This window comes from Sphingomonas sp. FW306-05-A (assembly GCF_058782275.1).
This window is the reverse complement of the sequence record NZ_JBYSXN010000002.1, coordinates 98,778-117,834: the sequence shown is the minus strand read 5'-3', so window position 1 is coordinate 117,834 and position 19,057 is coordinate 98,778. Positions and strand designations below refer to the sequence as shown.

The window sequence follows — 19,057 nt, the reverse complement described above, 5'->3', positions numbered from 1 at the left end:
CCCGCGGCGAAGCGCGCGACATGGCTTTTCCCAACCTTTCAAGGAAATTTTGCCATGACGCATCTACCGTATCGCGACGATATCGAGACGCTCGAACCCAATGAGCAGGACAGTATCGACGGCATCATCGAGGGCATGACCCAGGAGACCCAGACGGTCGAGAAGCGCGACGGTCATGCCGTTCGGGCAAGCCACGCCAAGAGCACCGCCTGCGTCATCGGCAAGATGACCGTGTCCGACGGTCTGCCGCCGGAACTGGCGCAAGGCTTGTTCGGCGCGCCGGGCACGTTTGATGTCGCGGTCCGTTTTGCGCAGGGGCCGGGCGAGAAGCTCGACGACCGTGTGTCGACCCATCGCGGGATGGCGATCAAGGTGTTCGGAGTCGAAGGCGAGACGCTTCCCAGCCATGATGCGCCGACGCAGGATTTCGTGCTGGCGAGCGGCACCACCTTCCCGGCGGGTACAGCGGACGGTTTTCTGCAGCAGGCGAAGAAGATCGGCGCGACGGTGCCGATGCCGGAGGGCGTGAAGAGTGCGGCGGCATCGGTTGCGCGCACGATGAACACGCTGCTCAACGCCGTCGGTGCGGGGCCGAATGCCGCGCTCGACTTTTACGGGCATCCCTTCAGCCATCCGCTCCACGAAGACTATTACAGCCAGTGCCCGATCCGCTTTGGCGATTACGTCGCGAAGATCGGTGCATTCGCGGTCGCGCCCGAGCAACGGGCGCTCGCGGACTGGCGGCTCGATCCGCATCAGGACGAAGACGGCTTTCGCCACGCGGCGATCGACTATTTCGACCGCAACGACGCGGTGTACGAGCTGCGCGCGCAAATCTGGACCAACGCCGAAACCCAGCCGATCGAAGACACGTCGGTCGAATGGCCCGAACAGGACAGTGCATACCGCACGATCGCCACGATCCGCCTGCCGCGCCAGGCCGCCTATGGCGCGGAGCGGGTCCGCTATTTCGATGAGGTGATGACGTTCCGGCCGGCCCACAGCCTGGCCGCACATCGCCCGCTCGGCGGCGTGATGCGCGCGCGCATGCAGGTGTATCGCGCGCTGAGCGACTTCCGCCATCGGGAGACGGGCATCCCGGCCGCAAACACCGCGCGGATCGACGACATTCCCGCCTGACCGCCGCCCAGCACCACACCGACCATGATGGAGACGACCATGAAACTCGACGGCAAGAAAATCGCAATCCTGATCGCACCCCGCGGCACCGAGGAGCCCGAATTCGCGCAACCCAAATCCGCGGTCGAACAGGCTGGCGGCACGGTGACGGTGATCAGCCTCGAAGCGGGGGAGGCGCAGACCGTCAACAACGACCTCGACCCCGGCACAACCTTCCCGATCGACGCAGCGATATCGGATGTATCGGCATCCGACTTCGATGGCCTAGTGATCCCGGGGGGCTGCGTCGGCGCGGACAAACTGCGGTCGTCGGACGCGGTGATCGCATTCGTGCGCGCGTTCTTTACCGCCGGCAAACCCGTTGCCGCGATCTGCCATGCGCCCTGGACGCTGATCGAGGCCGATCAGGTGCGCGGTCGTACGCTGACCTCCTATCCGACGCTCGAGACCGATATCCGCAACGCGGGCGGCCATTGGGTCGACCAGGACGTCGTCGTCGATCAGGGACTCGTCACCAGCCGCACGCCCGATGACTTGCCCGCTTTCTGCGCAAAGCTGGTCGAGGAATTCTGCGAGGGCCGTCATGCGGCGCAGGCGGAGAACGCGTGATGGCGCGGTTCTCCGACACGGTGATCGTGATCACTGGCGCCGCCTCGGGAATCGGTGAGGGCGTGGCGCGCCGGTTTGCCGCGGAAGGCGCAAGCCTGATGCTCGGCGACATCGACGCGGATGGCCTCGACCGATTAACGGAGTCGCTTGGCGGCGCGGTCGCGATCTTGCCGACCGACGTTTCCGATCGCGCGGCGTGTGCGGCGCTCGTGCAGGCGGCGGTCGATCGCTTCGGGCGTATCGACGTCCTCGTCAACAATGCGGGCGTCGATCATCTCGGCAAGCTCGACGAGGGCGCCTTCTCTGAATTCACCAAGGTGATCGAGACCGATCTCTACGGCGTCGTTCACATGAGCCGCGCGGCGATTGCGCACCTGCGACAAGCAAAGGGGTGCATCGTCAACGTCTCGTCGGTGTCGGGTCTTGGCGGGGACTGGAACCACAGCTTTTACTGTGCGGCGAAGGGTGCCGTCACCAACTTCACCCGCGCGCTGGCGATGGACGAGGCGCGGAACGGCGTGCGCGTCAATGCGGTAAACCCGTCGCTGACCTATACCGCGCTGACCGCGGGAATGAAGGAACAGCCCGATCTGATCGCCAAGTTCGAGGAGCGTATCCCGCTCGGTCGCGGTGCGGAGCCCGACGATATTGCGGGCGTGGTCGCGTTCCTCGCAAGTGACGATGCGCGGTTCGTCACCGGGGTGAACCTGCCGGTCGACGGCGGGCTGACGGCGTCCAACGGGCAACCGCCGCTGTCTTGAACGTCTGGGGGGCAGGGACGCTGTCCCCCGGATCGTTGCCGATGCCGTATTATTGTTCGCGGGAAGGATCGATCCGGCGGTTGGACCAGAAGTTGACACGCTTCTTTATCTCGCGTTCATAGCCGCGCTCGTTCGGCTGGTAGAAGACCGGGCGGCCTTTCTGCGACAGTTCGTCCGGGAAGAAATTCTGCCCCGAAAAGGCATCGGCGTGATCGTGATCATACTGATAGCCCTCGTGATACCCCAGTTCCTTCATCAGCTTGGTCGGCGCGTTCAGGATTCGCTTCGGGGGCGCGACCGAGCCGGTCGCTTTCGCCAGTGCCCGCGCACGGTCGAACGCCAGATAGGCGGCATTCGATTTGGGCGCGGTCGCGACATAAGCGATCGCCTGGGCCATGAAGAGCCGTCCTTCGGGTAGCCCGACACGCTCGAACGCCTGCCATGCGGTCAGGACCTGGATCATCGCATTGGGGTCAGCCATCCCCACGTCTTCCGATGCCGCGCAGCTGAGGCGGCGGAAAATCACCGATGCGTCCTCGCCGCCCTCCATCATCCGCGCCGCCCAGTACATCGCGGCGTCGACGTCGCTCCCGCGCAGGCTCTTGTGAAAGCAGCTGAGCAGGTTGAAATGCTCTTCCTGCCCCTTGTCGTAGAGCGGCGCGCGCGACTGCACGATCGTGGCGAGCTGTTCCACGGTGAGCGGCTCCGAGACGGCCCCGGCGAAGATGTCCTCGCACAAGCCGATCAGATAGCGCGCGTCGCCATCGGCCATGCCGATCAGCGCGCTGCGCGCACGCGGATCGAGCGGTAACGGGCGCTGCTGATGTTCCTCGACGCGACCGATCACGCGACCGAGGTCTTCGCTATCAAGCCTGCTCAACGTGTAGACCTTGGCGCGCGAAAGCAACGCGGAGACCAGGCTGAAGCTCGGGTTTTCGGTCGTCGCCCCGATCAGCACGAACGTCCCGTCCTCGATCGCCGGGAGCATTGCATCCTGGACGGGACGCGAGAAGCGATGAAGCTCGTCGATGAACACCACGGTCGTGCGGCCCGCGCTTGCGCGCAGCGACGCCGCGGTGGCGATCGCCTTGCGGAGATCGACGATGCCCGTCGAAACCGCCGACAGCTGGATGAACTCGTAATCGGTCGCCTGTGCCATCAACCGCGCGATGGTCGTCTTGCCGACGCCCGGTGGTCCCCACAGCACGAACGACGACAGGCGTTTACGCTGGATCATGCGACTGAGCGGCGCGTCGGGGCCCAACAATTGCTCCTGACCGATGACGTCCGAGATTTTGCTGGGCCGCAAAAGCTCGGCGAGCGGCTGCTTGGCGAGGGAGGAGAAGAGCGAGTCGGTCATTGGGCTGCCTTATGCGCGCGGATGGCGTGGTCGAGTGGGAAAGGGTCGCCTGGCGCTTTGAAACGCGGCCAGCCTCCGAATGCATCGGGGAGGCTGACCATCGCGGGAAGATAAGGTCCCGGACGAAAATTTGCACGTCACCCTTGCACGCGCCGTTAAAAGATATATCTTAGTGCCATCATAGATAGGAAGAGACAGTATGTTTGGATTTCATCAACACGGTAGTCGCGGCTGCGAACGGCATGGGCATCGCTTCGGCGATCGGCACGGCGAAGGCGCGTCGCGGATGGGCATGATGCGGGGCGGGGGTGGTCGCGGTTTCGGTGGCGGCGCTCATTCCGAGGGACGTTCCGGCGGCAGGGGCGGTCCGCGCGGCCGTCGGATGTTCGACGGTGGCGAGCTACGGCTGGTGCTGCTCAAGCTGATCGCGGACGAACCCCGCCACGGCTATGACTTGATCCGCAGCATCGAGGACCTGACCGGTGGTGCCTATGCGCCGAGCCCCGGCGTGGTCTATCCGACGCTGACGTTGCTCGACGACATGGATCTGATCGCGGCGCGACAGGCGGACGGTGCCAAGAAGCTGTTCGAGGCGACTCCGACGGGGACGCAGCATCTCGTCGACAATGCCGATCTGGTCGAGGCGCTGTTCGCGCGGCTTGCGGGCGTTGGGGCGGAACGCGCGCGCACCGATGGCGCGTCGGTACGCCGCGCGATGGGCAATTTGCGCGAGGTGCTGATCAACAAGCTGCGCAGCGAGGACGTTGCGATCGAGACGATCCATGCCGCCGTCGCGCTGATCGACGATGCGGCGCAGAAGATCGAGCGTCTGTGATGGAGCATGTCGCAACCGCGCGCGTGTCCACTGCGCACGCCAGCAAATATTTGCAGCAGACGTGCAAGCATTGGGAGCACAATCTGACGGTCGCCTATACCGCGACGTACGGCACGATCGTTTTCCCGCGGGATGCCCGCGGCGCGGACTATCCGGGCGATGCGACCGTCACGTTCGATGCCGAACCGGACGCGTTGGTCGTGCGGGTCGAGGCCACGTCGCTGGAGCAACTCGAGGGGCTGAAGGGGGCGGTTGCCCGGCACGTCGACCGGTTTGCGTTTCGGGAGGCACCGCTGGTGTACGACTGGGGGTGAAGATGGCGTGTGCCGGACGCTGATCCCGCGCGGATGCGCGCGTTCGGCGTCCTTTCCCTACTCCCTGCGTCACCCTGAACTCGTTTCAGGGTCCACCGCGCCACTGGGGCAGGCCTCGGTTGCACGGTGGATGCTGAAACGAGTTCAGCATGACGCCAGAAAAAAGGCTGTTGCCGCCTTACGCTGTCCGACCGTCCTGCCTATCGCCCAGAACGCCGCTCGATCACGCGCAGATAGGTGTCGAGCACGGCCTGGTTGATCGTGTCCCACTTATACCCCGCCGCCTTGGCATGGCCCGCCGCGCCCGCCGCGCGGCGGAAGGTGTGGTCCTCGCAGAACCGTTGGAGCGCATCGGCATAGCCCTGGATGTCGGTCGGCGGGACGATCAACCCGGTCACGCCGTCGTCGATCAGTCCGACCGCACCCGAGGCGCGCGCCGCGACGACGGGGACGCCTGCCGCCATCGCCTCGAGCGTGACGTTGCCGAACGTCTCGGTAATGCTCGGGTTGAAGAACACGTCCATCGACGCGACCGCGCGACCGAGGTCATCGCCCGACTGGAACCCGGCGAACACCGCGTCGGGCACTTCCTTGGCGAACCAGTCGCGCGCGGGGCCTTCGCCGATTACCAGCGTCTTGTGGCGCACCCCGCGGCGGTCGAGCGCGTGCATCGCGTCAGCGAACACATCGAGGCCCTTTTCCTTGACCAGCCGGCCAAGGAACCCGACCGCGATCTCGTCATCCGCGATGCCTAGGCTTCGACGCCACTCTAGATCGCGCCGCGCGGGGCTGAAGCGATCATGATTGACCCCGCGCGACCAGCGGCTGACGGGGGTCGGCACGCCCCATTCGCGCAGGATCTCGCCCATCATCTGGCTCGGTGCGAGGACTTCGTCGACCCGCGAGTAGAATTTGGCCTGGAGCCGGACCAGGGTGCGGACCAGAAAGCCGAGCCCATAATAGCTCATGTAGGTCTCGAAGCGGGTATGGTAGGATGCGACAACGGGAATGCCGTGGTCTTCTCCGTACTTAACCGCGCTGTGGCCCAGGACGTCGGGGGCGGAGACGTGGATGAGATTGGGGGCGAACGCTTTTAGGTCGGCCCGCAATTGCGCGTTGAGTCCAAGCGACACCTTGTATTCGGCGCGTCCCGGAAATTTGAAGGACGGCGCGCTGACCAGATCGCCGGTCGGCGCGAACGCTGGGCGTCGGCTCGTTGGCGCATAGACGCGTACCTGTGCGCCTTGTTGCAGCAGATGCCCGACAAGCAGGTTCAACGCCTGATTCGCACCATCGCGCGTATAATTATAGTTGCCGCTGAACAGGGCCACGCGGAGATCGGATACGTCCATTGGCAGGGGCCATAGCGAAGCGCAGGGGGGATGACTATCTCCCTCGGTGCCCCCATTTTGTCAGGAGTCCCGCCATGGTCGATCTTTCGCGTTTTCCGATCACGCAGCGTTGGCCAGCGGCGCATCCCGACCGGCTGCAACTGTATTCGCTGCCGACCCCCAACGGCGTGAAAGTCTCGATCATGCTGGAGGAAACCGGTCTAGCTTATGAGCCGCATCTGATCGACTTTGCGAACGACGATCAGAAGTCGTCTGCGTTCGTTTCGCTCAACCCGAATGGCAAGATCCCTGCGATCATCGATCCGGACGGTCCCGGCGGCGTTCCGTTCGGATTGTTCGAATCCGGCGCGATCCTGCTGTATCTCGCCGAGAAGACGGGCAAGTTCCTGCCCGCGGATCCGGCCGAGCGGCTTCAGGCGATCCAGTGGGTGATGTTCCAGATGGGCGGCGTCGGTCCGATGTTCGGGCAGCTCGGCTTCTTCGTGAAGTTTGCGGGCAAGGATTACGAGGACAAGCGCCCACGCGACCGATACGTCGCGGAGGCAAAGCGGTTGCTCGGCGTGATGGACGCGGCGCTGGCGGGGAAACAGTGGTTCCTGGGGGACAGCTATACGATCGCCGATATTGCGATGATCGGCTGGGTTCGCGCGCTCGTCGATTTCTACGGCGCGGGCGATCTGGTCGGGTTCGACGCCTTCGGCAATGTGCGGGCCTGGCTCGATCGGGGCCTTGCCCGTCCGGCGGTCCAGCGCGGGTTGGAGATTCCCGCGCGCGGCTAGCCGAGGCTGTCGCGCGAGGGCGCATCCAGGATCGCGGCGATCTCCGTGGCAAATCCGCGGATCGTTGCGATCAGTTCGGGCATGTCGATCTTGGCGGGGCCAGGATCGATCGCACAAAGCGTTCCGAAAAACCGGCCGTCGGACAAAGTTATTGGCAGCGAAATGTAACTTTCGAAACCGTAGAGGATAGGTGTCGAATGGGTCCGCCAATAGGCGTCTCCCGACACGCTATCGATCACAACCGGTTGCCCATGTTCGCGGATCTCGTTGCAGATCGTCGTCTTCAAATCGAGTTCGTCACCCGGATCTAGCCCGAACTCGATCTGATCGAGCACATGACACGCCGTCCACGTCTGCTCTGTGACCTGTGCGACCGCGGCAAATCCCATTCCGGTAAGATCGCAGACGCGCGCAAGAATTTCGGCAACGCGCGGGTTCCCGGCCAGAGTAACGCAACCTGTAGCTTTACTCTGCATCGGAATGTTCCCCAGGCGCATCTATACCGCGTCTGGCGAGACGGGCAAGCTACACTGTGCGCAGGGGAAATTCGCTGATGCGGGGATATCAGGCGGCCGCGTGCAGCGTCGCGAACTCGGTGAATTCCGCGCGCAGCATGGGGTCGTCGATCGGCGCGACCAGTTGCTCGACGATCGCTCGCAAATCGCGCTTCTGTCCGTTGCGGTCGACCACCCGTGCGGAACGATACCCCATCGCCCATTCGCCGAACGCCCGTGTCTCGATCGTCTTGTTCGACAGTCGGACGACCGCGAAATGCCGTGGATCGTGCGAGATTCGCTCGAACACGCTCGCGACTGCTTCTTCCGGACCCTCGAGCACTTGCAGGAATCGGCGTCCACCGACGACCAGCAATCCGGTTACCCCGACGGCGGCATTGTTCCGGCGCGAGCTCCGCAGGATACCGTCCAGCGCAGCCTCGTCGAAGCCGTCGCGGGCGGTGCTGATGTAGAGGATACGCTGCATGAGGGAACTCCGTTGAACGCCCCTAGAATTGCCGCGAAAGCCGAACGTTTCGTTAATTTGATGGTCAGTACTATACTGACGCATGTTATCGCGTCTGGCCGACGCTTCCGTTCGTCGACAAGCCCTGTTCCCTTAACGTTCCAGTTGGGCTAGGCTGTCCCGATGGCAAAACCCCAGAAGCGCTACGTCTGCCAATCCTGCGGCTCGGTCTCGCATCGCTGGGCCGGACAGTGCGGCGATTGTTCCGAGTGGAACACGATGGTCGAGGATACAGCGGGCGCCAACGTCACGCCGTTCCAGGCCAAGCACAATCTGATGGGGGGCGGGCGATCAATCCAGCTGGTCGGGCTGGACGCCGAGATCACGCTCCCCGAACGGATGCAGTCGGGGATCGCGGAACTCGACCGCGCGCTGGGTGGCGGGTTCGTCGAGGGGTCGGCGACGCTGATCGGCGGCGATCCGGGGATCGGCAAGTCGACGCTGCTGCTGCAGGCCGCCGCCAAGATGGCGATGGCGGGATTGCCGGTCGCCTATGTCTCGGGCGAGGAAGCCGCGGATCAGGTCCGTTTGCGTGCGCGGCGGCTCGGGCTCGGCAGTGCGCCGGTGATGCTCGCGGCGGCGACCTCGGTGCGCGATATCCTGACGACGCTGTCGCAGGCGACCCCGCCCGCGTTGCTCGTGATCGATTCGATTCAGACGATGCATTCCGACCTGATCGAGGGCGCGCCGGGCACCGTCAGCCAGGTTCGGGCCTCGGCGCAGGAACTGATCCGCTTCGCCAAGGAACGCGGCACCGCGGTGGTGCTCGTCGGCCATGTCACCAAGGACGGCAGCATCGCGGGCCCGCGCGTGCTCGAACATATGGTCGACACGGTGCTGAGCTTCGAGGGCGAGCGCAGCCACCAATATCGCATCCTCCGCGCGATCAAGAACCGCTTCGGCGGGACCGACGAGATCGGCGTGTTCGCGATGGTCGCGGAAGGGCTGACCGAAATCGCCAACCCCTCCGCGCTGTTCCTGACGCAGCGCGAAGAGGGGGTGACGGGCACCACCGTCTTCCCCGCGCTGGAGGGCACAAGGCCGGTGCTCGTGGAAATCCAGGCGCTGGTCGTCCGGCTTGCGAGCGGCGCGACGCCGCGCCGTGCCGTCGTCGGGTGGGACAGCGGCCGGATGGCGATGATCCTCGCGGTGCTCGAGGCGCGCTGCGGCCTCAGCTTTTCGGCATGCGAGGTCTATCTCAACATCGCGGGCGGCTACAAAGTGCAGGATCCCGCGGCGGATCTTGCGGTAGCGGCGGCGCTGGTCTCGGCGCTAAGCGAACGGCCGGTCCCGGTCGATGCGGTCGCGTTTGGCGAGATCGCGCTGTCGGGCGAGATCCGTCCGGTCGCACATGCGCCGCTGCGGTTGAAAGAGGCGGGCAAGCTCGGGTTCGAGCGCGCGTTGCTCCCGTCCGCGATCACCGACGACAAGAGCGGGCTGAAGTTGACCGGGTTTCGGACGCTTGCCGACTTCGTCGGGCATATGCTGGGGAAGTAGTGGGGCACTCGCGGGTATGACTCCCCTTAGCCCCTCCCCTTCAGGGGAGGGGTTGGGGTGGGGCCGTGCCGCGCGTTCGGCCGAGGTCTCTGCGAGGCGCCCTCCACCCCCAACCCCTCCCCTGAAGGGGAGGGGCTTGCTTGTCGCACGGGCCTCGAAACAAACGGAGAGGGGGGACCACGTCGCACCCTTACGAGGGACGAGGCTGCCTCCCCGGCCGCAACGCCCTCGACTCCCCCGGCCCGCTCCGGATAGAGCAACGTCATGAACCTCACCGCGCTCGACATCATCGTCCTCATCGCCGTCGGCGGCGCGGCCATGCTTGGCGTGGCACGCGGGTTCGTCACTGAATTCCTGTCGCTGTTCGCCTGGGTCGCGATCGTCTTTGCGCTCAAGCTGTTTCACGTTCCGCTGACCCACGCGCTGACCGGCGTGGTCGGAACGACCGCGGGCGCGGCGGTGCTGGCATTCGCGCTGCTCGCGGGGGGGACGTATTTCGTTGGTCGGATGATCGCCAATGCAGTCGGTGCGCGGACTCGCGAATCGGTGATCGGCCCGATCGACCGGGCGCTAGGGTTCGGTTTCGGCGCGCTCAAGGGGCTGATTCTCGTAAGCCTCGGGTTCCTTCTGGTCGTGCTGGTCACCGACACGATGGGCGGCGGCCCGACCCAGCGACCAATCTGGCTCAAGTCGGCGCGCGTCTATCCTTTGCTCAACGTCACCAGCGCAGGGATCGCGGATTTTGTCGACCGCCGGCGCAAGGGCCTGCCGCTGTTCGAACCCACGCTTGGCAAGACCACGCCCGCGCAACCGATCAAAGATCCCAAACGGGGTGACTGAAACGATCGGGCTGCCTACATAAGGCGCATGAACGCCCCGCTCTACAATACCGAGATCCTGCGCCTCGCCGCGTCCATCCCCAATCACGCGCGTCTGCCCGATCCGATGGGGAGCGCGGAGAAGCGATCGCCGATCTGCGGCAGCCGCGTAACAGTCGACGTCGCGGTCGATGCCGAGGGGCGCGTTTCGGAGCTCGGGATGCTCGTGCGCGCATGTGCGCTGGGGCAGGCATCAGCCTCGCTGATGGGGGCGACCGTGATCGGCAAATCGGCGGAGGAGCTCGCGACGGCGCGCGATGCCGTTGCGGCATGGCTCGCGGGTGAGGGGCCGGTACCCGAATGGCCCGGGGTCGACGTGCTGACCCCGGCCTTGCCACACAGCGCGCGCCATGCCTCGATCCGGCTCGCGTTCGAGGCCGCGGCGGAGGCGGCGCTCGCAGCCGCCGCAAAGGCGCCGGCATGAGCGAATCGCTGCTGTTCGACGGTGTCGTCCTCGGCGGTTTCGCTCTCGTTTTCGTTCTCATCTTCCGTCGCCTCGGGCTCGGTGCGACGCTGGGTTTCCTTGTTGCCGGTGCCGTGGCGGGGCCGCAGGTGCTTCACCTCGTCGGCAATGCGCAGTCCAAGATCGGTGTCGCCGAACTCGGCATCACGCTGCTGCTGTTCATCGTCGGGCTGGAACTCAATCCCACGCGACTGTGGGCGCTCAAGAAGGAGATCTTCGGGCTCGGACTGATGCAGGTCGTCGGCTGCGGCCTTGCCGTGACCGTGGTCGTCTGGATCGCAACGCATTTCTCGGGCGCGGCGGCGCTGGTGCTCGGCTTGCCGCTCGCGCTGTCGTCGACGGCGCAGGTGCTCCCCATGCTGCAGTCCGCCGGGCGGATGCGCACGCCGTTTGGTGAGCGCGCCTTTTCGATCCTTCTGTTCCAGGATCTGTCGATCGTCCCGCTGATCACGATCGTCGCGGTGCTGTCGCGCAACCCGGCGGATGCGAACGCGCCGCCGGGTTGGCTGCTGTTCCTCTACACCGTCGCCGCGGTCGCGGGGCTGGTACTGGCGGGCCGGTTCCTGCTGCGGCCGTTCTTCCGGATCATCGGCAATCTCGGCGAGCGCGAGATGTTCGTGTTTGCCGGGCTGTTTACGGTGGTTGCCTCGGCGGCGATCATGGAGGCGCTTGGCCTGTCGACTGCACTCGGCGCGTTCGTTGCGGGCGTGATGCTCGCGGACAGCCCGTACCGGCACGAGCTGGAAGCCGATGTCGAGCCGTTCCGCTCGATCCTGCTCGGGCTGTTCTTCCTGGCGGTCGGCATGATGCTCGATCTCCATGCGATCGCCGAGCGGCCGTTCTTCGTGATCGGCATGGCGCTTGCGCTGATCGCGACCAAGGCGATCATCATCTTCGGGATCGGGATGCTGTTTCGCATGACCTGGCGGTCGGCGCTCGCGCTTGGACTGTTGCTCAGCCAGGGCGGCGAATTCGGCTTCGTGCTGTTCGCCCAGGCGCAGAAAGCGGTGCTGATCGCGCCCGAGGCGGCAAGCCTGTTCGGCGCGATCGTGACGCTGTCGATGGCGACCACGCCGTTCCTCATGTCGATGACGCGCCGCATCCGTGAGGAGCCGGTCCAGACCGGTGACCGCGATGGGCCGCAGGCGGATGGCGCGAACGCACTGATCGTCGGCTACGGGCGGTTCGGCCAGACGGTCGCGCAGATGCTGATCGCGCAGGGGATCCCGGTTACGCTGATCGACAACGATATCGAGATGATCGACATCGCGGGCGAGTTCGGCGCGAAGGTCTATTATGGCGATGGCACGCGGATGGACCTGTTGCGGCAAGCGGGTGCAAGCGAGGCCGAACTCATCATGTTCTGCATCGATGGCGATCAACTGTCCGCAGATCTGGTCGAGGGCGTGCATGCGGCGTTCCCCGACGCGGCGATCTTCGTGCGCGCTTATGATCGCCGCGCGGTGATCAAGCTCAAGGGTGCGCCGGCCGATGGCATCGTGCGCGAGGTTCTCGAATCGGCGGTGCGGATGGCGCGGCTTGCGTTGCTGAAGGTCGGGGTCGACCAGGCTGAGATCGATCGCAGCGAGGATCGCTATCGCCGCGAGGACCGCGAACGGTTGAAGGCGCAAGTCGAGGCCGGGGACATTCGCGTCGCCCGCGACCGGATCATAACCCAGGTCTCGCGCGAGGGACCGAGCGAGGCGTTGGGCGGATGAATTTTCTGGCGATGCTTGCGGCGCTGTGCGGCGCGATGGCAGTCGGTGCGGGTGCGTTCGGCGCGCATGGCGCGACCGGTGATTCGGCCAAGTGGCTGACGACGGGCGCGCATTATCAGATGATCCACGCGGTCGCGGCGCTGGTTGCGCTGCAAATGGGGGCGCGGGGGCCGGCGTGGCTGTTCGTGATCGGCGGGGTGATTTTCGCCACGACGCTGTATCTGATGGCGCTGGGCCTGCCGCGCTGGCTGGGCGCGATCACGCCGATCGGGGGGGCGCTGTTGATCGCGGGGTGGTTGTGGCTGGCGTGGGGGGCGATGCGGGCGGGGGTCTGACGGCCCCTCCTAACCTTCGCTTCCCCGGCGAAGGCCAGGGTCCAGTTGCGGAACGATCGTTAACTGGGAACTGCGCTTCGTTACCTCGGCCATCTCTACTGGGCCCCGGCCTTCGCCGGGGAAGCGCGTTAGGGGATGGGAACTACCCCTTCGCCATCCGGCACTTGTCCGAACAATAAACGACATTCTCCCAGTCGCGCTCCCATTTCTTGCGCCACGCGAACGGGCGCTGGCAGACCGGGCAGACCTTGGTCGGCAAATCCCGCTTGGCGACGCCGCGCGGCATCAGGCCGCCAGGAACACGCGGACGTCCGCGAGGTCGACCGATTTGTCGAGGAACGTCTGCCCGATCCCGCGCGCGAGCAGGAAGGGGAGGGTGCCCGCGTCCATCTTCTTGTCGTGGAGCATGTGATCGACCAGCACGTCCGCGCTCGCCGAAATGCCTGCCGCCGCCACGCCGTCAGGCAGCCCGACCGCGCGCAGATGCGCCGCCACGCGCTCAGCGTCCGCCGCCGGGGCAAGATCGTGCGTGGCGGAATACTGGAACGCGAGCGCCATCCCCGCCGCGACGCCTTCGCCGTGGAGCAGGCGATCCGAGAAGCCCGCTTCGGCTTCCAGCGCATGGCCGAAGGTGTGGCCGAGGTTGAGCAATGCGCGCTTGCCGGTAGTCTCGCGTTCGTCCTCCGCGACGATCCGCGCCTTGGCACCGACCGAATGCGCGATCGCATAAACGCGCGCGTCCGGATCGCCCGCGAGCAGCGCGGCGGCGTTCGCCTCGCACCAGTCGAAGAATTCGGGATCGTCGATCAGCCCGTATTTGACGACTTCGGCATAGCCCGCGCGGACTTGCCGCAGCGGCAGCGTGTCGAGCACTTGCGGGTCGATCAGCACCAGCGCGGGCTGGTGGAACGCCCCGATGAGATTCTTGCCCGCGCGGCTGTTGATCGCGGTCTTGCCGCCGACCGACGAATCGACCTGTGCGAGCAGCGTGGTCGGGATCTGCACGAACCCGCAGCCGCGCTTGAGGATGGCGCAGGCAAAGCCGACGAGATCACCGATCACCCCGCCGCCGAGCGCGATGACATGGTCGCCACGCTCGATCCCGAGATCGAGCAACCGATCGGTCAGCGCCTCGAGCTGCGCCCAGCTTTTCGTCGATTCACCAGGGTTTAGAACGATCGCCTCGCTCTCGACCCCCGCCGCAGACAGCGATGTTTGCAATGTTTCCAGATGCGGCAGCACGTTCGAGTCGGTCACGATCGCCATCTTTCGCCCGCGCGACAGCGGCGCGAGCCAATCGGCGGCGCGCGCGAGCAGGCCGGCCTCGATCACGACGTCGTAACTGCGCGAACCAAGCGAAACGGGGATCGTCGTCATATTTGTCCAAGAGCTTTCAGGATGGCGTTGACGGTGGCGTCATGCGGCGCGCGGTGGCTGGAGACGCGGAGCGGGGCCATCGCGTAGAACGGGTTGCGCACCCGCGCCAGTTCTTCGAGCACCTTGAGCGGGTCCTTGCCGCGCAACAGCGGTCGGGTATCGCGGCGCGACACGCGGTCGGCGAGAACGGACGGTTTCGCATCGAGCCAGACTGCGAAGGCGTGCGCCAGGATCGTCTCGCGCGTCTTCTGGTCGATGAACGCCCCGCCGCCGGTGGCGATGACGCGGCGTTCGCCGTCCATCAACCGCGCGATCACGCGGCGTTCCCCATCGCGAAAATAGGCTTCGCCGAATCGTTCGAAGATGTCCGGGATCGACATTCCGGCCGCGGTTTCGATCTCCGTATCGGCGTCGACGAACGGCAGGCCGAGCCGCACCGCAAGCCGCCGCCCGACGGTCGATTTGCCAGCGCCCATCAGACCGACGAGCACGATCGGTTGGCCATTCCAAGGAGATGGGTCGGGCAGGGCGGTATCCTGAGAAGATGGCGGGCTTTGCAACATTGAAACGAGGGCTATACAGCGCCCCTGCGCATCGGGCAAAAGCTCGCTTGCGCCGCTCTTGTCTTTTCGGTCCGTTACAGGTCTTGCCCATGCCCCGCTTGCTTCTCGTGCTTCTGGTCGTCGTGGCCGTCCTGGTCGGCGGCCTGTTCGCGCTGTCGGGGGTGGCGCATGAAAAGCCGCTGAAGCATGTCGAGAAGGCCGTGCCGCTTGCGAACCTTCAGAAGTAGTCGCGCGCTACCGGCGATCTTCGCGACCGCCGTGCTCGCGGCGACGCTGACGATTCCCGCCGCGGGGCAAAAAGGTCCCGAATCGATTCTGCCGCCGGGGTTCGGCGATCCCAACCCGGCACCGGTCGCACCGCCGGCGCGCCCGCGCGCGCGGCCAGCGCCCGTGTCGTCGCCTGGCGCGAACCCTTCGCCGAGCGCAACGCCGCGGGCGGTGTCGCCGGTCGCCCCGGTAGTCGTTCCGACGACATTGCCACCCGCGCCGCCGCTCGTACCGCTGCTGCCGACTGACGTGCCCGCACCCGGCGCGACACCGACGCCACTGGCGACGCCGCCTTCCCCGACGGACTTCGCCGCCTTCGTCCGCGCCGACATGCCGAGTTACGCGCGCCGTTCGCTGAGCCGCGTCGGTGTCGCGGGGCCGACCGAAGGTGCGATGGCACCCGATGCATTCGGTCGCGCGGACGGGCGCTATCTCGAAACGCTGATGCGGCGTCTGCGTCCCCCGCTTGCGTCCCGGTGGCTGTCGATCGCCTTGCGTCGCGCGCTGATGGCGCGGGTCGACACACCGCGCGGCGTCAACGGCGCGGACTTCGCAGCAGAGCGATCTTGGTTGCTCGTCCGGATGGGCGAATCGGTTGCTGCACGCGCGATGGCGCAGGCGGTGGATACCGAAGACTATACGCCCAAGATGTTCGAGGCCGCGATGCAGGCGGCGCTCGCTTCTGGCGACCCCGCAGCGCTGTGTCCGGCCGCAGAGGATGGTGCCGCACTCGGGCGCGAACGCGGGTGGGTGCTCGCGCGGGCCATGTGTGCCGGGCTCTCCGGAACCGCCGCCAAGGCGCAACCGATGCTCGCCGCCGCCCGCAAGTCGCGGATTGCCGGCGGGGTCGATCTCCTGCTTGCGCAAAAAGTCATCGGAAATGGTGGCCGTGCGCGGCAGGCGGTAACGATCGAATGGGACAGCGTGCCCTATCTCACCGCATGGCGCTTCGGGCTCGCGACCGCGACGGGCGTCGAGATTCCGGAAAGTCTGCTCGAGTCGAGCTCGCCCGCAGTTCAGGGGTGGCGTGCCCTGTCGCCGAGCCTGGCCCCCGGTGTGCGTGCGGCCGCAGCCGATATCGCCGCCGCCCGCGGTATCCTGTCGAGCGCGGCGCTGGTCGATCTGTACGCGGCGATCGATGCCGGGGACGATCAGCCTTCCGCCCCGGCGGGTGTCGCGCGCAATTTGCGCACCGCCTATGAAGGCACCGATGCCGATGCCCGGGCCGATGCGCTGGGCAAGGTCTGGGATCAGCCCAAGGACGATGAGGCGCGCTATTCGCGGCTTGTGTTGACGGCAAGCGCTGCGGCGCGGATTCCGATGTCGCTGGTGAAGCCCGACACCGACCGGCTGATCGCGGCAATGCTCAGTGCCGGATATGATACGCAGGCGCTGCGGTGGGGTGGCAAGGCGGAGCGGGGCAGTGACGGCTGGGCGATGCTCACGCTGGCCGATCCGGCGGGGGCGGTGATTGGTTATGGCGAAGTGAGCGCTTATGCCGGTGCAAAGGATGCCGATGGCCTGAAGCGGCGGATGTTCTTTGCCGCACTAGCCGGGTTGGGTCGGCTCTCGGCGGCGGACGTGACGCAGGGTGCCGAGGCGCTCAACGTTCCCGTGAGCCGAGCGGACAGCTGGACTCGCGCGATCTCAAAGGCGGCGCTGGACGATGAACCGGGTACGGTCGTCCTGCTCGCGGCGACGGGGATGCAGTCACGGTCGTGGCGCGGCATTCCGCCTGAGGCGCTCTATCACGTCTGTGCGGCGCTCCGATCGGTCGGGATGGTCGGCGAAGCCCGGATGATCGCCGCTGAGGCGATCGCACGGCTTTGACGACGCCCCCACCCGGGGCGGGTGAGGACCGTGCGCTGATCGAACGGTTTCTCGAGATGATGACAGCGGAGGCGGGGGCCGCGAAGAACACCGTCGCCGCGTACCGGAGCGACCTGATGCTCGCGTCGGGTGTCCTGGGCGGTCGTCTTGCCGCGGCGTCGGCGAATGATCTCACGCGGGTCGGTACGGCGTGGCTTGACCTGTCGAAGGCAAGCGTCGCCCGCAAATCGGCGGCGTTGCGAAGGTTCTTCGCATTCCTGGCGGAGGAAGGGCATCGCATGGATGACCCGGGTGCCGCATTGCCGCGACCGGGCGCATCGCGCGGGTTGCCTAAAGTGCTCGATCATGCGGACGTCGACCGGCTGTTCGGCGCAATCGCGGATCGCATCGCGCGGGATCCGCCGGATCCCAACGACCTGCGTCTGTCCGCGCTGGTCGAGTTGCTGTACGGATCGGGATTGCGCGCGACGGAACTGGTGTCGCTACCGCGGCGAGCGGTGGCGCCCGACCGGCCGTATCTGATCCTGCGCGGCAAGGGCGGCAAGGAACGGCTCGTTCCGCTGTCGGATCGGGCACGCGCGGCGGTGGCGATCTGGCGCGAGTACGTCGCGGAGGACAGCCCGTGGCTGTTCCCCTCGGGCAAGGCGCATCTCAGCCGTATCCGCTTGTACCAGTTGCTCAAGGCCCTGGCGGCGGAGGCGGGTATTCCACCGGACCGGGTCAGTCCGCACGTTCTGCGCCACGCGTTCGCGACGCATCTGCTGGCGGGCGGTGCCGATCTTCGCGCGTTGCAGGCGATGCTCGGTCATGCGGACATCGCTACGACCGAAATCTATACGCATGTCGATGCGAGCCATCTCGTCGCGCTGGTCAACGCACGGCATCCGCTGGCGGACGAGCAGCGGCGCGTTGACGCGACGCCGCGTGGGGCTTAACCGCCCGAGGTTATGGCAACCTTCCTCGACTTCGAAAAACCGATCGCCGAACTCCAGGGCAAGATCGATGAATTGCGGGACACCGCTGCGGACGGCACCGTCGACCTGAGCGCCGAAATCGCGCGCTTGCAGGCCAAGGCGGACAAGCTATTGCGCGATACCTACACCAAGCTGACCCCGTGGCAGAAGACGCAAGTCGCACGCCACGGCGCACGTCCGCATTTCAAGGATTATGTCGCTGGTCTGTTCGACGACTGGATGCCGCTTGCGGGCGACCGTGCCTTTGGCGACGATCAGGCGATTCTCGGCGGGTTCGCGACATTCCGCGGGCGCCGCGTGCTCGTGATCGGCCACGAGAAGGGTGACGATACCGCCAGCCGGTTGCGGCATAATTTCGGCATGGGCAAGCCGGAAGGCTACCGCAAGGCGATCCGGCTGATGCAATTGGCGGATCGCTTCGGTCTGCCCGTGGTGACGCTGGTCGATACCTCGGGCGCGTTTCCGGGCATTCAGGCCGAGGAACGTGGCCAGGCCGAGGCGATCGCCCGGTCGACCGAGCAATGCCTTGCGCTTGGCGTGCCGATGGTTGCGGCAGTGGTCGGCGAGGGCGGCTCCGGCGGTGCGATCGCGCTTGCGGCGGGCAACGCCGTGCTGATGTTCGAGCACGCCGTCTATTCGGTCATCTCGCCCGAAGGGTGCGCGTCGATTCTTTGGCGCACGGCCGACAAGGCAGCAGATGCGGCTGAGGCGATGAAGGTGACAGCGCAGGACCTCAAGGGGCTTGGGGTCATCGATACGATCGTTCCGGAGCCGCTGGGCGGTGCGCAGCGTGATCCGGCGGCGGCGATCGCTTCGCTAGGTGACGCAATCGGTGCGGCACTGACCCGCTTGGTCGACCTCGCGCCGACCGAGTTGCGCCAGATGCGGCGCAAGAAGTTTCTGGCGATGGGACGCCTCTGATTTCAAGCCGGCAACGACGGATTGGGGCTGCGTACGCCAGAAACGCAAAGAGCGGCGGAACCGA

At 66.0% G+C, this 19,057-nt stretch carries 22 protein-coding genes; 15 read left to right on the top strand and 7 right to left on the bottom strand.

The features are described 5' to 3' along the window. The first annotated feature begins 54 nt into the window (after positions 1-54). From AC3WJR_RS09435 to budC, 3 genes are read left to right on the top strand one after another with little or no spacing between them, the layout of a single operon-like run. A complete protein-coding gene (locus AC3WJR_RS09435; protein ID WP_492724472.1) occupies positions 55-1,140 on the top strand; it encodes a catalase family protein in 1,086 nt (361 codons plus the stop codon). Between the two features lie 39 nt (positions 1,141-1,179). Then, entirely contained in the window at positions 1,180-1,749 is a 570-nt protein-coding gene (locus AC3WJR_RS09430; protein WP_492726083.1) for a type 1 glutamine amidotransferase domain-containing protein, read from the top strand. Beyond that, the gene (budC, locus tag AC3WJR_RS09425; RefSeq protein ID WP_492724468.1) at positions 1,749-2,510 is read left to right on the top strand and encodes a meso-2,3-butanediol dehydrogenase; all 762 of its coding nucleotides are present in this window, start codon (positions 1,749-1,751) and stop codon (positions 2,508-2,510) included. The genes AC3WJR_RS09430 and budC overlap by 1 nt, the downstream gene beginning before the upstream one ends. Positions 2,511-2,559: 49 nt before the next feature. On the opposite strand, the gene AC3WJR_RS09420 is transcribed toward budC, so the two are convergent. Beyond that, positions 2,560-3,870 (bottom strand): replication-associated recombination protein A, encoded by a 1,311-nt coding sequence (locus tag AC3WJR_RS09420; RefSeq protein ID WP_492724466.1) that lies wholly within the window; start codon positions 3,868-3,870, stop codon positions 2,560-2,562. A gap of 295 nt (positions 3,871-4,165) precedes the next feature. On the opposite strand from AC3WJR_RS09420, the gene AC3WJR_RS09415 reads away from it, so the two are divergent. Both AC3WJR_RS09415 and AC3WJR_RS09410 read left to right on the top strand, forming a co-directional pair. Beyond that, positions 4,166-4,705, top strand: coding sequence for a PadR family transcriptional regulator (locus tag AC3WJR_RS09415; protein ID WP_492726081.1), 540 nt, complete (start codon positions 4,166-4,168; stop codon positions 4,703-4,705). Continuing rightward, the gene (locus tag AC3WJR_RS09410) at positions 4,705-5,019 is read left to right on the top strand and encodes a DUF2218 domain-containing protein (RefSeq protein WP_492724462.1); all 315 of its coding nucleotides are present in this window, start codon (positions 4,705-4,707) and stop codon (positions 5,017-5,019) included. Before AC3WJR_RS09415 ends, AC3WJR_RS09410 begins: the two co-directional genes overlap by 1 nt. 200 nt (positions 5,020-5,219) lie before the next feature. Here AC3WJR_RS09410 and AC3WJR_RS09405 read toward each other — a convergent pair whose 3' ends face one another. Continuing rightward, positions 5,220-6,371: a glycosyltransferase family 4 protein gene (locus tag AC3WJR_RS09405; RefSeq protein ID WP_492724460.1), complete on the bottom strand. Its 1,152-nt coding sequence runs from the start codon at positions 6,369-6,371 to the stop codon at positions 5,220-5,222. A 74-nt stretch (positions 6,372-6,445) separates the two neighbouring features. Here AC3WJR_RS09405 and AC3WJR_RS09400 point away from each other — a divergent pair, with 74 nt between their 5' ends. Next, on the top strand, positions 6,446-7,150 hold the full coding sequence (locus AC3WJR_RS09400) for a glutathione S-transferase C-terminal domain-containing protein (RefSeq protein ID WP_492724457.1): 705 nt from the start codon (positions 6,446-6,448) through the stop codon (positions 7,148-7,150). Here the strand turns inward: AC3WJR_RS09400 and AC3WJR_RS09395 are convergent. Both AC3WJR_RS09395 and AC3WJR_RS09390 read right to left on the bottom strand, forming a co-directional pair. Continuing rightward, positions 7,147-7,626, bottom strand: a complete 480-nt coding sequence (locus AC3WJR_RS09395) for a GAF domain-containing protein (RefSeq protein ID WP_492724455.1) — start codon at positions 7,624-7,626, stop codon at positions 7,147-7,149. The genes AC3WJR_RS09400 and AC3WJR_RS09395 overlap by 4 nt on opposite strands. 88 nt (positions 7,627-7,714) lie before the next feature. Then, entirely contained in the window at positions 7,715-8,131 is a 417-nt protein-coding gene (locus AC3WJR_RS09390; protein ID WP_492724453.1) for a BLUF domain-containing protein, read from the bottom strand. Positions 8,132-8,293: 162 nt separating this feature from the next. Here AC3WJR_RS09390 and radA point away from each other — a divergent pair, with 162 nt between their 5' ends. From radA to AC3WJR_RS09365, 5 genes are all read left to right on the top strand, one after another. After that, a complete protein-coding gene (gene radA, locus AC3WJR_RS09385) occupies positions 8,294-9,667 on the top strand; it encodes a DNA repair protein RadA (protein ID WP_492724452.1) in 1,374 nt (457 codons plus the stop codon). Between the two features lie 264 nt (positions 9,668-9,931). Continuing rightward, positions 9,932-10,507: a CvpA family protein gene (locus AC3WJR_RS09380; protein ID WP_492724450.1), complete on the top strand. Its 576-nt coding sequence runs from the start codon at positions 9,932-9,934 to the stop codon at positions 10,505-10,507. A 27-nt stretch (positions 10,508-10,534) separates the two neighbouring features. After that, on the top strand, positions 10,535-10,969 hold the full coding sequence (locus tag AC3WJR_RS09375; protein ID WP_492724448.1) for an iron-sulfur cluster assembly scaffold protein: 435 nt from the start codon (positions 10,535-10,537) through the stop codon (positions 10,967-10,969). Then, entirely contained in the window at positions 10,966-12,726 is a 1,761-nt protein-coding gene (locus tag AC3WJR_RS09370; protein WP_492724446.1) for a cation:proton antiporter domain-containing protein, read from the top strand. Before AC3WJR_RS09375 ends, AC3WJR_RS09370 begins: the two co-directional genes overlap by 4 nt. After that, positions 12,723-13,061 carry a DUF423 domain-containing protein gene (locus AC3WJR_RS09365; protein ID WP_492724444.1) on the top strand — a complete coding sequence of 113 codons (339 nt, stop codon included), beginning with the start codon at positions 12,723-12,725 and terminating at the stop codon, positions 13,059-13,061. The genes AC3WJR_RS09370 and AC3WJR_RS09365 overlap by 4 nt, the downstream gene beginning before the upstream one ends. A 142-nt stretch (positions 13,062-13,203) precedes the next feature. On the opposite strand, the gene AC3WJR_RS09360 is transcribed toward AC3WJR_RS09365, so the two are convergent. The 3 genes from AC3WJR_RS09360 to AC3WJR_RS09350 are packed head-to-tail and all read right to left on the bottom strand — an operon-like array spanning position 13,204 to position 15,001. After that, on the bottom strand, positions 13,204-13,347 hold the full coding sequence (locus AC3WJR_RS09360; protein ID WP_354284393.1) for a DUF2256 domain-containing protein: 144 nt from the start codon (positions 13,345-13,347) through the stop codon (positions 13,204-13,206). Further along, on the bottom strand, positions 13,347-14,438 hold the full coding sequence (aroB, locus tag AC3WJR_RS09355) for a 3-dehydroquinate synthase (protein ID WP_492724441.1): 1,092 nt from the start codon (positions 14,436-14,438) through the stop codon (positions 13,347-13,349). Before aroB ends, AC3WJR_RS09360 begins: the two co-directional genes overlap by 1 nt. Next, positions 14,435-15,001: a shikimate kinase gene (locus AC3WJR_RS09350; RefSeq protein WP_354284397.1), complete on the bottom strand. Its 567-nt coding sequence runs from the start codon at positions 14,999-15,001 to the stop codon at positions 14,435-14,437. The genes aroB and AC3WJR_RS09350 overlap by 4 nt, the downstream gene beginning before the upstream one ends. Before the next feature lie 89 nt (positions 15,002-15,090). Here AC3WJR_RS09350 and AC3WJR_RS09345 point away from each other — a divergent pair, with 89 nt between their 5' ends. The 4 genes from AC3WJR_RS09345 to AC3WJR_RS09330 are packed head-to-tail and all read left to right on the top strand — an operon-like array spanning position 15,091 to position 18,993. Beyond that, the gene (locus AC3WJR_RS09345; protein ID WP_354284399.1) at positions 15,091-15,228 is read left to right on the top strand and encodes a hypothetical protein; all 138 of its coding nucleotides are present in this window, start codon (positions 15,091-15,093) and stop codon (positions 15,226-15,228) included. Beyond that, positions 15,188-17,098 (top strand): hypothetical protein, encoded by a 1,911-nt coding sequence (locus AC3WJR_RS09340; protein WP_492724439.1) that lies wholly within the window; start codon positions 15,188-15,190, stop codon positions 17,096-17,098. Before AC3WJR_RS09345 ends, AC3WJR_RS09340 begins: the two co-directional genes overlap by 41 nt. Beyond that, a complete protein-coding gene (locus AC3WJR_RS09335) occupies positions 17,095-18,033 on the top strand; it encodes a tyrosine-type recombinase/integrase (protein WP_492724437.1) in 939 nt (312 codons plus the stop codon). The genes AC3WJR_RS09340 and AC3WJR_RS09335 overlap by 4 nt, the downstream gene beginning before the upstream one ends. Before the next feature lie 12 nt (positions 18,034-18,045). Then, complete coding sequence (locus AC3WJR_RS09330; protein ID WP_492724435.1) at positions 18,046-18,993, top strand: acetyl-CoA carboxylase carboxyltransferase subunit alpha; 948 nt, start codon at positions 18,046-18,048, stop codon at positions 18,991-18,993. Positions 18,994-19,057: the final 64 nt, after the last annotated feature.